The following is a 12089-nucleotide window of genomic DNA, read 5'->3' on the forward strand; positions in this document are numbered from 1 at the left end:
ACGACTCTAGTCGCGGGTCTCGGCGAGCAGGTGCTTGCCGACGTCGCGGAAACGGCTCTTGATCCGCCGCACGGTGCCGGTCTTCGAGCGCATGATAAGCGTCTCGGTCTCCGCCGTCTCGCCGCGGAATTTCACGCCTTCGAGCAGCGATCCGCTCGTAACGCCCGTGGCCGCGAAGATGACGTCGGACGAGGCCATGTCCTCGAGCGTGAATTTCTTCCGGATGTCGGCGATGCCCATCTTCCGCGCCCGCGCGGCCTCCTCGTCGTTGGAGGGCATGAGCCGCCCCTGGATCTGCCCGCCGATACAGCGCAACGCGGCGGCCGCCAGCACGCCTTCCGGCGCCCCACCCGAGCCGAGGTAGATGTCGATCCCCGTCTCCTCGGGGTCGGTGGTCCAGATGACGCCCGCGATGTCGCCGTCGGGGATGAGCTGCACGCCGGCTCCCGCCTCGCGCACCGCGCGGATGATCTCCGCATGGCGCGCGCGGTCGAGCACGCACGCCGTGATGGCGCTGACGGGCACGCCCTTGGCCTTCGCCAGCGCCGCGAGATTATCGGCCACCGGCGCGTCGAGATCGATGACGCCCTCGGGATAGCCGGGTCCCACGGCGATCTTGTTCATGTACATGTCGGGAGCGTGCAGAAGCCCGCCGCGCTCCGAGATGGCGAGCACCGCGAGCGCGTTCGGCATCCGCTTGGCACAGATGGTCGTCCCCTCCAGCGGATCGACGGCGATGTCAACCTCCGGGCCGGTGCCGTTGCCGACCTCCTCGCCGATGTAGAGCATCGGCGCCTCGTCCATCTCGCCCTCGCCGATGACGACCGTGCCGCGCAGGGAGACGCGCGAGAGCTCGTAGCGCATGGCATCGACGGCCGCCTTGTCGGCCGCCTTCTCGTTGCCCCGGCCGCAGAAGCGCGCCGCCGCGAGCGCCGCCGCCTCCGTGACGCGCGCGACCTCGAGCACCAGCATCCGGTCCAGCCCGGTCTCGCCATTATCCTTCGCCATGGCGTCCTCGCCCTTTTCCTAAAGGTCCTCGATGCGGATCATCTGCGGACGCTCCGCAACATGACCATCGGCCTCGATGGCCCAGAGCGCGTTGCGCATCGCGTCCTCGGTGGTGTCGTGCGTGATGAGTATCACATTGACCGCCCGTTCGCCCGTGCCGGGCGGCGGCTCTGCGGCCTGGCCGGGATGCACCGGCCCACGCCGCTTCTGCACGATGCTTTCGAGCGAGACGTTCTCGTCGCTCATGCGGCGCGTGATGGCCGCCATGGCGCCGGGCCGGTCGTAGACGGAGAGGCGCACGTAATAGTTGCCGAGCCGAGACTTGAGATCCATGCCGCGTGCCGGCTCGAGCACCTTGGTCGAGTGGATGAACGGCGGCATGACGAGCCCGCGCGCGATGTCGACGATATCGCTCGCAACCGCAGAGGCGGTGGGCTTGGCGCCCGCGCCGGGGCCGACCAGCAGCAGGTTGCCGGCGAAATCGCCGTCGATGCCGACGCAGTTGGTCACGCCCGACACCTCGGCCAGCGCCGATTCCTCGGCCACCAGCACCGGGGTGACGCGCGCCTCGATGCCCTTGTCCGTCTCGGTCGCAACCCCGAGCAGCTTGATGCAGTAGCCGAGCTCCGTCGCCGCCTCGATATCCGCCTTCGTGATCGTCTCGATGCCCTCGACGTGGATCTGGTCGAACGCGATCGTCGTGCCGAAGGCGAGGCAGACGAGCAGCGAGAGCTTATGCGCCGCATCGAACCCGCCGATGTCGAACGACGGGTCGGCCTCCGCGTAGCCCAGCTCCTGCGCCTCCTTGAGCGCCTCGCCGAAGGCGCGGTTCTCGTCCGTCATCTTGGTGAGAATGAAATTGCAGGTGCCGTTCAGGATGCCGTAGACGCGCTTGACGCCGTTGGCGGCGAGCGCCTCGCGCAACATCTTGATGATCGGGATGCCGCCTGCCACGGCGGCCTCGAAATTGAGCGCGACCCCGTTCTCCTCGGCAAGCCGCGCCAGCGCGACGCCGTGCTTGGCGAGCAGCGCCTTGTTGGCGGTCACCACATGCTTGCCGGCCGCGAGCGCGGCCTCGATGGCGGCCTTGGCAGGCCCGTCCTCCCCGCCCATCAGCTCGACGAACACCTGATTGGAGGGATCCTTGGCCAGCGCCACCGGATCGTCGAACCAGCGCGCCGCCCCGAACCCCTCACCGCGCGCCTTGTCGCGGTTGCGCGCCGAAACGCCGGTCACGCGCACCGGGCGGCCGAGCATCTTCTCGAGGCGCGACGCATGCGCCGACAGCAGTTGAATGAGACCCATGCCGACGGTGCCGAGTCCGGCGACGCCGAGGGTCAAAGGCTCTGACATGGCTGACAAATTTGAGCTGGAGCGGGCCTATCGGCTGGCTTTCTGCGGGATGGGGATGACGTTATGCATCGTTTCCGGAGACTGGGCCAGGAACTTCTTGATGGAGCGGGCCGCCTGCCGGATGCGATGCTCGTTCTCGACCAGCGCGATGCGCACGAAACCCTCGCCGTACTCGCCGAACCCGAGCCCCGGCGAGACGGCAACATCCGCTTTTTCGATCAAGAGCTTAGAGAATTCCACGGAGCCGAGCGCACGAAACGGCTCGGGGATCGGGCACCAGGCGAACATGGTGGCCGGCGGCGCCGGCACGGGGAAACCTGCCCGCCCGAAGCTCTCGACCAGGCAGTCGCGCCGGCTCTTATAGGTCCTGCGGATCTCCTCGACGCAGTCCTGCGGGCCGTTGAGCGCCGCGGCGGCCGCCACCTGGATCGGCGTGAACGCGCCGTAGTCGAGGTACGACTTGACCCGGGCGAGCGCCCCGATCAGCTGCTCGTTGCCGACAGCAAAGCCCATGCGCCAGCCCGGCATGTTGTAGGTCTTGGAGAGCGAGGTGAACTCGACCGTGATGTCGATGGCGCCCGGCACCTCGAGCACCGACGGCGGCGGGTTGTCGTCGAAATAGATCTCCGAATAGGCGAGATCCGACAGAATGATGAGATCGAGCTTCTTCGCCAGCGCCACCGCTTCTTTGTAGAAGTCGAGATCGGCGGTCATCGCCGTCGGATTCGAGGGATAGGACAGCACCATCGCGATCGGCTTCGGAATCGAATGGCGCACCGCATGGGCCACGCCACTCAGGAAATCCTCGCCGTTTCCGGCTTTGACGTGCCCCATGGCCGCCCCGGAGATCAGGAAGCCGAACTCATGGATGGGATAGGTCGGATTGGGCACCAGGATCACGTCGCCGGGCGCCGTGATCGCTTGCGCCATGTTCGCAAAGCCCTCCTTGGAGCCGAGCGTCGCCACGACCTGCGTCTCGGGGTCGAGCTTCACGCCGAACCGGCGCGCGTAATACGCCGCCTGCGCGCGGCGGAGCCCCGGGATGCCCTTCGAGGCCGAGTAGCGGTGCGTCCGCGGCTTCGAGACCGTCTCGACCAGCTTGTCGACGATGTGCTGTGGCGTCGGCAGGTCGGGGTTGCCCATGCCGAGGTCGATGATGTCGGCGCCCTTCGCCCGCGCGGCCGCCTTGAGACGGTTAACCTCGGCAAACACATAAGGCGGCAAGCGCTTGATGCGGTGAAAATCGTCGATCACGATCGTCTCTTTATTAGTATGATGCGGCCTGCATGGCGCATGCGTGCGGGGTAGCGCCCAGTCGGGAAAAAGGCCCGGAACGGAGCCGCTCACAACGGCCTCGTTCGGAATTCGGCAGCAAAACCGGGCCCTTTGCCCCCTCATGTTTACGCTATGCGACGCGGGCGCGTCCAGGGGTGCTCCCGGGCCGTCCGTGGGCTTCTGTGCACAGTCCCGCCGTCGGAGCCGCTTTCTCCTATCCTCCTACTAGGCGTTATCACGCGAAGGGCCTATCTTCGAGCCATGAACGATCAATCCCGCCCCCCCGTCACCCCCTACCGCATCGAGAATCCCGAGGAGTTCGCCCAGAACCTCCTCCGCTTCTTTGAGGAAGGCGGACGCGTCCTCTCCGGGCTGCTGGAGCGCCCGGACGCCAAGATCAGCCCGTATTCCACCGCGAGCGAGGTCAGCCAGGCCGCCGGCACGATGGCCGACATCGCCCGCCTCTGGTTTGCCGAGCCGGCCAAGCTCGCCGAGGCGCAGGGCACGCTCGTCAGCTCCTATGTCGATCTCTGGAACACGTCGATCCGACGCATGCTCGGAGAGGAGGTCGAGCCGGTCATCGAGCCCGAGCCGTCGGACAACCGGTTCAAGGACCCCGAGTGGTCGTCGAACCTCTACTTCGATTTCTGGAAGCAGGCGTATCTCGTGACCACGCACTGGGCCGAGGACGTGCTGAAACAGACCGAGGGTCTCGACGAGCCGGCGCGCCAGAAGGCCGAGTTCTATCTGCGCCAGTTTTCGAGCGCGCTCTCGCCGTCCAACTTCCCGCTCACCAACCCCGAGGTCGTCCGCGAAACCTTCGCGACCAACGCCCGGAACCTCGTGCAGGGCATGAGCCATCTCGTGCATGACATGGAGAAGTCGGGAGACCTCCTGAAGATCAGCCAGACCGACACGGAAGCGTTCGAGGTCGGCAGGAACCTCGCGACGACACCGGGCAAGGTCATCTTCGAGAACGAGGTCTTCCAGCTCATCCAGTACACGCCCTCGACGGATAAGGTCCGCGAGGTCCCCCTGCTCGTCGTCCCGCCCTGGATCAACAAGTACTACATTCTCGATCTGACGCCGCCGAAGAGCTTCATAAAGTACGCCGTCGATCAGGGCTTCACGGTGTTCATCGTCTCCTGGGTGAACCCCGACGAGCGCCTGTCGCACAAGTCCTTCGAGGACTACATGCTCGAAGGCATCCTGACGGCTGCCGACGCCGTCCGGCGCGAGACCGGCGTCGAGAAATGCAACGCCGTCGGCTACTGCGTGGGCGGCACGCTGCTCGGCGCCACGCTCGCCTATCTCGCCGCGCGCGGCGACGAGCCGTTCCGTTCCATCACCTTCCTCACCACCCAGCTCGATTTCTCGAAGGCGGGCGACCTGCTCCTGTTCACGACCGACAGTCAGCTCGACTCGCTCAAGGAGATGATGGCCGAGCGCGGCTATCTCGACGGCTCGCGCATGGCGAACGTGTTCAACATGATGCGCCCGCGCGACCTCATCTGGCCGTACATCGTCAACAACTACATGCTCGGCAAGAAGCCGTTCCCGTTCGACCTGCTCTTCTGGAACCAGGATTCGACACGGATGCCCGCGGTCAATCACGGCTTCTATCTCAAAGAGTTCTACAACGAGAACAAGCTCGCCAAGGGCGAGATGACGCTCGCCGGCGTCAAGCTGGACCTCAAGAAGGTCAAGCTGCCGGTGTTCGAGCTGGCGACGAAGGAGGACCATATCGCGCCGGCGAAGTCGGTCTTCATCGGATCGAAGCTGCTGGGCGGCCCGATCGAGTTCGTGCTGGCGGGGTCGGGACACATCGCTGGCGTCGTCAATCCGCCGGACAAGATGAAATATCAGTATTGGACTGCCAGCAGAGCGGCCGCCGACACCCTCGACGAGTGGATGGGCATGGCCAAGGAGCACCCGGGCTCCTGGTGGCCGTACTGGGTGGAATGGCTCTCCGCGTATTCGGGTGAGTGGACCAGTCCGCGCGAGCCGGGCGAGACGCTCGGCGTCATCGAGGATGCACCCGGCAGCTACGTCAGGACCAAGTCGTAGGCGCCCTGTCCGGGGCCCATTGAATAAGCCTGTCCGGTCCTGCGCGACGCCCGGCGCCCGTGCTTGACCACTCAGGCTCTTATTCAGGGCTGCCGGAGAAGGCCGGAAGAGCGGAAAATAATATCGAGCCCATGACTGCCAAAGCCACGGCAAGCCCGTCCGCATCCCCGACAGCGCCCACGCCGAAGCCGGCGCCGAAGGTCGGCTTCGTCTCGCTCGGCTGCCCGAAGGCGCTGGTCGACAGCGAGCGCATCATCACCAAGCTGCGCGCCGAAGGCTACCGGATCGCCCCCGACTACGCCGGCGCCGACGTCGTGGTCGTGAATACCTGCGGCTTCCTCGACAGCGCCAAGCAGGAAAGCCTCGATGCCATCGGCGAGGCGCTGGCCGAGAACGGCCGCGTCATCGTCACCGGATGCATGGGCGTCGAGGAAGATCGCATCCGCGAGACGCACCCGGGCGTGCTCGCCGTCACCGGTCCGCACCAGTACGAGCAGGTCGTCACCGCCGTGCACGATGCGGTGCCGCCGCTGCACGACCCCTACCTCGACCTCGTGCCGCCGGAGGGCCTGCGCCTCACGCCGCGCCACTACGCCTATCTGAAGATCTCGGAGGGCTGCAACAACCGCTGCAGCTTCTGCATCATTCCGCACCTGCGCGGAGACCTTGCGAGCCGTCCCGCAAACCAAGTGATGGCCGAGGCCGAGCGCCTCGTCAAAGCGGGCGTCAAGGAGCTGCTCGTCATCAGCCAGGACACCAGCGCCTACGGCCTCGATATCGGATATACCGAAAGCCCCTGGAAGGGGGTGCCGCTGAAGGCGCGCTTCCTCGACCTCACGCGCGCACTCGGCGCGCTCGGCGTCTGGACGCGCCTGCACTACGTCTACCCGTACCCGCACGTCGACGGCGTGATCCCGCTGATGGCCGAGGGGAGGATCCTTCCCTACCTCGACATCCCCTTCCAGCACGCTTCGCCTGCGGTTCTGAAGGCGATGCGCCGACCCGCGCATCAGGAGAGGACGGCCGAGCGCATCGCGAGCTGGCGCAGGACCTGCCCCGATCTCGCCATCCGCTCGACGTTCATCGTCGGCTTCCCGGGCGAGACCGAGGCGGACTTCGCGCTCCTGCTCGACTGGCTGCGCGAGACGAAGCTCAACCGCGTCGGCTGCTTCAAATACGAGGCCGTGGCCGGCGCCAGGGCGAACGAGCTGGCAGGCGCCGTGCCCGAGGCCGTCAAGGAGGAGCGCTGGCACCGCTTCATGGCCGTGCAGCAGGAGGTCTCACGCGAGATCCTGGCCGCACGCATCGGCACGACCATCGACGTCATCGTCGACGAGGTGGGCGAGGACGGCGCCGTCGGCCGCTCGAAGTGGGACGCGCCCGAGATCGACGGCAGCGTGGTCCTCGACGGCGCGCGGTCCCTGAAGCCCGGCGACATCGTGAAGGCGCGTGTCGAGGCCACCGACGACTACGACCTCCGGGCAAGCGTGGCAGGGAATCCCTGAGGCGCACCGTTCGTTGCTTCCCCGCCGCGGCTCGCATTGACAGTCCGCGGAAGCCGGTGCGACAGTCCGCCTGAAAGACCAGGGGAGCAGCTCGCAATGGTTTCGCCGGATCAGGCAACGGGAGCCGCGCCCTCGGCGTCGGCCAACCAGGAAATCCGCATCTACGCCCATTCGCCCATCATCTATTGGTGGGTCATCTGGGCCTACGGCTTCTTCTGTGCGGCCCTCACCTACGTCCAGGGCGACAAGCTCACCATCGGCGAGGCTGCCAAGCCGCTCTTCGTCCACCCGAGCCCCTGGGTCGGCCTCTCCTTCACGCTGCTCCTTCTGCTCGTCATCGTCGCCACCTCCGTGCGGGCCCGCGGCATCAACGCCCTGCTCCTCCTCCTGCTCCTCGGCGGCGCGGCGGCAGCCACGTATTTCGTCATGACCACGCCGGGCCTGTGGACCTCTCCGCCCTCGCTGCTGATGCACATGAACCTGGCGTTCTACCTGCTGCTCTCGACCGTCCTGTTTCTGGTCTGGTTCGTGATCGTCTTCATCGTCGACCGGCTGAGCTACTGGCGCGTGCGCGGCACGCAGGTGGAGAAGGTGCAGCTCTTCGGCAGCGTGCTCGGCCGCGCGCCCGAAAGCTGGTCGGTGCTCCACGTCCGCCTCACCCGCTACAGCGACGACCTGATCGCCCACAAAGTCCTAGCGCTCGGCTTCCTCGGCCTCGGCACGAGCGACGTCGACGTGAAGCTCTCGATCTTCGGCGGCGGTCATGAGCAGTTCCGCATCGAGAACGTCTGGAAGGCCGCCCGGCCCCTCAAGGCCATCCAGGCCGCCATGGGCCAGAAAGCCACCGTCGTGATTTGAGGCGCACACCGCCGACATCCGGGGTTGAATGCCGCTCATTGGTGGCCGCCCTCGGAGTCGAGAGCAATGAGCACCTTTCTGACGTTGCACGCTCGGCAGATTGGCATAGATCCCGGACGTCCATGCGGAGCATGGCTTTGCCCGTCCATGCGGAGCATGGCTTCGCCCGTCCATGCGGAGCATGGCTTCGCCATGACGCCGGGATGACGTCAGTTTAGAGGCTGGCCGTCAATTTCGCCGTCATGCCGGCGGAGGCCGGCATCCAGATACGTCGAAGAAAAGACGCGACGTTGGCCCCCAATGGCGGACTTCGTCGAGTGTCCCGATTCCGAAGTTCGTTTGAGTTTGCGGCCAGGTCCCATAGCGAACTTCGGAATCATAAGGGACACTAGGATCATGGACTTGCTAGTGTGATTCAGATCGACAAATTCGCTTGGGAGCAGTCCGCTCGATATGGCGAATTTCTCGATCATCACACGAGCTTCCACACATGAGCCGGTGGGCAATGACTCTCCGACGCCCCTCCCTCTACCTGATCGTCACCGCCGCCGTTCTCGCGCTGGCGGTGGCGCTGCGCATCCTCGACCCGAGCCCGGTCGCGCGCCTGCGCCTCTCCATCTTCGATACCTACCTGAACCTGAAGCCGCGGGAGGCGGACCCGGCTTTCCCAGTCCGCATCGTCGACATCGACGAAGCCTCCCTCGAGAAGGTCGGGCAATGGCCCTGGCCGCGTTCGGAGCTCGCGCGCATCGTCGAGCGCCTCGCAGAGTCCGGTGCGAGGACGGTCGCCATCGACCTCATCCTCGCCGAGCCGGACCGCCTGTCGCCCGAGGCGCTCGCCCGCGAGGCCCGGATCCGCAGCGAGCTCGCGCCCATCGTGGCGGAGCTCTCCGCGCTCCCGTCGAACGACACGCTCCTCGCCCGCGCCATGGCCCGGCTGCCGGTGGTGCTGGGCCTCGCCGGAGACGCATCGGGCAGACGCGAGCCGAGCCCGCCCAAGGCGCGCTTCGCCATCGCCGGCGACGACCCGCGTCTGTTCGTGCCGCATTTCCGGGGCGCCATCGAGCCGCTCCCCGTGCTCGCCGGCGCGTCCGCAGGCAACGGCGCGGTGAACTGGCTCCCCGCCGCCGATCAGATCGTGCGCCAGGTGCCGCTGCTTGTCGCGGTCGAGGACACGCTCGTCCCGACACTCTCGCTCGAAGCCTTGCGCACCGGCATGGGTGAAACAACCGCCTTCGTTCGCGCCTCGGGCGGCAGCGGTGTGCGGGCCTTCGGCCGCGAGACCGGCATCGAGACGGTCCGCGTCGGCGAGACGGTGCTGCCGACCGCAAGCGACGGCCAGCTCTGGCTCAACTTCGCACCCCATGACCCGCGCCGCTCCATCTCCGCCTACCGGATTCTCGACGGCGCGTTCGAGCCGAAGGATTTCGCGGGCCGGCACATCCTGATCGGCGCCAGCGCGACGGGCCTCCTCGACCTCAGGGCAACGCCCCTCGCGGCATCCGTGCCCGGAGTCGAGGTGCACGCGCAGGCGATCGAGCAGATGCTGTCCGGCGCGCATCTCGTCCGCCCTGCATTCGCAACCGGCGCCGAGGTGCTGTTCCTCGCCGCCGTCGGCGCGCTCGTTGCCGGCCTGATCCGCCGCGCGGGCCCCCTTGTCGCCGCTGCCATCGGCATCGCCGCCATCGTGGCGGTGGCGGCCGGATCCTGGCTCGCCTTCGCGAACGCGGGTCTGCTGTTCGACCCGGTCTATCCATCGCTTGCCGTGCTCGCCGTCTACCTCTCGGGCTCGCTCCTCTCCTTCGTCCGGACGGAAACCGACCGCATCCGCATCAAGCGCGCCTTCGGCCACTATCTCGCAGCCCCCCTGGTCGAGGAGCTGGCCGCCGACCCATCACGCCTGAAGCTCGGCGGCGAGACGCGCGACGTGACGCTGCTGTTCGCCGACGTGCGCGGCTTTTCGGGCCTCTCCGAGGGCATGGACGCCGAGACCCTGATCCGCTTCGTCAACCGGATCTTCACGCCCCTCTCCGAGACCATCCTCGGCCACCGCGGCACCATCGACAAGTTCATGGGTGACGCCGTCATGGCGTTCTGGAACGCTCCGATCCCCGACCCCGCGCACGCGTCGAACGCCTGCCGCGCGGCGCTTGCCATGCAGGCCGAGATGGATCGGCTGAACCGCGAGGACGCGGCAGCGAAAGCCGCCGCCGGCGCGCCGCACCGGCCAGTCCGGATCGGCATCGGCCTCAACACCGGCCCCTGCTGCGTCGGCAATGTCGGCTCGCCGCAGCGCTTCGACTATTCCGTGCTCGGCGATGCGGTCAACGTCGCCTCCCGCATCGAGGGAACGACCAAGATCTACGGCGTCCCGATCGTCGCCGGAGAGCGGACGGTCCGCGAGGCTCCTGCCTTCGCCTTCCTCGAGATCGACACCGCGGCCCGCCTGCGCGGCAAGGAGCGGCTGGAACGGCTGTTCGCGCTCTTGGGCAACGAGACTACGGCCGCTTCCCCGCTCTTTGCGCAACTGTCCGGGCACTATGCATCGCTGCGCGCCGCCCTCGCCATAGGCGACGCAGCGGCCGTCTCAACCGAGCAGGACACCTGCCGCACGCTCGCGCGTGCGCTCACGACACTGCCGCTCGACGGCCTGTTCACGTCCGAGCCGAGCCTCATCGGGGAGACGGACCGCCCGCGCGACTAGGCCCGATCCGGCGTTCTAGTACTTCTGCCGGCCGGTGCTCGTTCCGCCGCCGCGGTGCTTGCCGCCACCGCCGCTGCCGATCTTGCCGATCCCGATGCCAATCCCGATCCCGATCGCGGTGCCGACACCGCGCGCCACCGCATCATCGTCCGAGCTGCGCGTCTTGGCGGTCCGCGTCTTCTTGGGTTTGGTCCCCTGCGCCTTCTTGGTCGGTTTGGCAGGCTTGGTCGTCTCGGTCCGCCGCTTGGGCTTGTCGACCTCTTTCGGCTTGTCGTCGTCCGGCAGCTTGCCGAGCACGATCACCTCGCGCGTCAGGATCGGCGTCGGATCGATGCTCGGCGCCTTGACGACGAACGGGAACGCGTCGTCGAAGGATGCCGTGCTCTTGTCCGGCAGCGACGCCCATTTGACCGGAGATCCCACGCTTCCGTCATTGGTGATGCGGATGAGCTTGCCGGGCTCCGTGTGATCGCGACATTGGGTGCCGCGCACGTTGCAGACCCGGATCGCGCCCTCGATGAGAAGCAGCCACGACGGCCCGTTCTCCTGAATGAACACGTCGAAGATCGTGCCGCGCACCGTGATCGCGGCGGACGGCGTCTTGATGACGTAGGTGGGCTTCGCCGCCACCCCCGTCACGAAGCGGAAGGTGCCCTTGACGAGGTCGAGAACGATCGAGCCGTTGGTTTTGGCTGGATCATAGACGAACTTGTCGAGCTTGAGATGCGACCCCGGCCCGAGCGCCAGCTTCGTTTCGTCATCGAGCTTGAGCTCGCTCGAGGCGTCGCTGCCGACCTCGATGGTCTCGTCCTGATGCACCCTGTCGCCGTCCTGCAGCGTGCGCGTGTCGCGATTGAACTCGGCCGTGACCAGGTTGACCACGACGAGCGCGGAGCCGATGGGCTCCTGGGGCGCCGCCCGGACGGCCGAGGCCGAGAGCAGGACGAGACAGGAGCCCGCAAGGACCATGGGCCATATCGAGGCGGGGAATACCGAAGGCGATACCATGACGAGCCATCCTTCCTTTGCGGGTTCCCGGCAACGCCGGGCCCGACCGGTGCGGCATGACGCGAACGGGCCCGAGCCTGCTGAATATAGCAGACCACGGATCGCGCCCCTAGCCATGAACGATCAGGCGGTTGTCCATTAGGGGCGCGTCGCGCCGGCGGCGACCGGGGCCGGCGCGCACGGAGCCGATGTGAGGACAGCACGGACGGGAACAGGGATCTGTTCCCCATGGAACAGGGCTCGGCTAGGTCATGACCTAGGCTCCGTACTCAATTAGGATTCCGCGATCGAGCAAATCGTGATTCAAGCTT

8 protein-coding genes are annotated in these 12089 nt (G+C 66.9%); 4 read left to right on the forward strand and 4 right to left on the reverse strand.

The features are described 5' to 3' along the window. Positions 1 to 6: 6 nt before the first annotated feature. The 3 genes from glpX to V7082_RS08660 are packed head-to-tail and all read right to left on the reverse strand — an operon-like array spanning position 7 to position 3615. Positions 7 to 1008, reverse strand: a complete 1002-nt coding sequence (glpX, locus tag V7082_RS08650) for a class II fructose-bisphosphatase (RefSeq protein ID WP_334147692.1) — start codon at positions 1006 to 1008, stop codon at positions 7 to 9. An 18-nt stretch (positions 1009 to 1026) separates the two neighbouring features. After that, complete coding sequence (locus V7082_RS08655; protein ID WP_334147694.1) at positions 1027 to 2361, reverse strand: homoserine dehydrogenase; 1335 nt, start codon at positions 2359 to 2361, stop codon at positions 1027 to 1029. A 27-nt stretch (positions 2362 to 2388) separates the two neighbouring features. Then, positions 2389 to 3615 carry an LL-diaminopimelate aminotransferase gene (locus V7082_RS08660; protein ID WP_442909770.1) on the reverse strand — a complete coding sequence of 409 codons (1227 nt, stop codon included), beginning with the start codon at positions 3613 to 3615 and terminating at the stop codon, positions 2389 to 2391. Between the two features lie 282 nt (positions 3616 to 3897). Here V7082_RS08660 and V7082_RS08665 point away from each other — a divergent pair, with 282 nt between their 5' ends. The 4 genes from V7082_RS08665 to V7082_RS08680 all read left to right on the forward strand — a co-directional run bounded on the left by V7082_RS08665 (position 3898) and on the right by V7082_RS08680 (position 10770). Then, positions 3898 to 5703, forward strand: a complete 1806-nt coding sequence (locus V7082_RS08665) for a PHA/PHB synthase family protein (protein ID WP_334147696.1) — start codon at positions 3898 to 3900, stop codon at positions 5701 to 5703. Between the two features lie 131 nt (positions 5704 to 5834). Beyond that, positions 5835 to 7208 carry a 30S ribosomal protein S12 methylthiotransferase RimO gene (gene rimO / locus V7082_RS08670; RefSeq protein ID WP_334147698.1) on the forward strand — a complete coding sequence of 458 codons (1374 nt, stop codon included), beginning with the start codon at positions 5835 to 5837 and terminating at the stop codon, positions 7206 to 7208. A 96-nt stretch (positions 7209 to 7304) separates the two neighbouring features. Beyond that, positions 7305 to 8066: a hypothetical protein gene (locus tag V7082_RS08675; RefSeq protein WP_334147700.1), complete on the forward strand. Its 762-nt coding sequence runs from the start codon at positions 7305 to 7307 to the stop codon at positions 8064 to 8066. 505 nt (positions 8067 to 8571) lie between these two features. Then, positions 8572 to 10770: a CHASE2 domain-containing protein gene (locus V7082_RS08680; protein ID WP_334147702.1), complete on the forward strand. Its 2199-nt coding sequence runs from the start codon at positions 8572 to 8574 to the stop codon at positions 10768 to 10770. A 15-nt stretch (positions 10771 to 10785) separates the two neighbouring features. Here V7082_RS08680 and V7082_RS08685 read toward each other — a convergent pair whose 3' ends face one another. Beyond that, positions 10786 to 11778, reverse strand: coding sequence for a FecR family protein (locus V7082_RS08685; RefSeq protein WP_334147703.1), 993 nt, complete (start codon positions 11776 to 11778; stop codon positions 10786 to 10788). Positions 11779 to 12089 lie beyond the last annotated feature (311 nt).

This window comes from Hyphomicrobium sp. (assembly GCF_036833075.1).
In the GTDB taxonomy this organism is placed as follows: Bacteria; Pseudomonadota; Alphaproteobacteria; order Rhizobiales; family Hyphomicrobiaceae; genus Hyphomicrobium_C.

Coding starts and splice junctions, on each gene's coding strand:
- glpX (WP_334147692.1), bottom strand. CDS start 1,008: ATGGCGAAGGATAATGGCGAGACCGGGCTGGACCGGATGCTGGTGCTC.
- V7082_RS08655 (WP_334147694.1), bottom strand. CDS start 2,361: ATGTCAGAGCCTTTGACCCTCGGCGTCGCCGGACTCGGCACCGTCGGC.
- V7082_RS08665 (WP_334147696.1), top strand. CDS start 3,898: ATGAACGATCAATCCCGCCCCCCCGTCACCCCCTACCGCATCGAGAAT.
- rimO (WP_334147698.1), top strand. CDS start 5,835: ATGACTGCCAAAGCCACGGCAAGCCCGTCCGCATCCCCGACAGCGCCC.
- V7082_RS08675 (WP_334147700.1), top strand. CDS start 7,305: ATGGTTTCGCCGGATCAGGCAACGGGAGCCGCGCCCTCGGCGTCGGCC.
- V7082_RS08680 (WP_334147702.1), top strand. CDS start 8,572: ATGACTCTCCGACGCCCCTCCCTCTACCTGATCGTCACCGCCGCCGTT.
- V7082_RS08685 (WP_334147703.1), bottom strand. CDS start 11,778: ATGGTATCGCCTTCGGTATTCCCCGCCTCGATATGGCCCATGGTCCTT.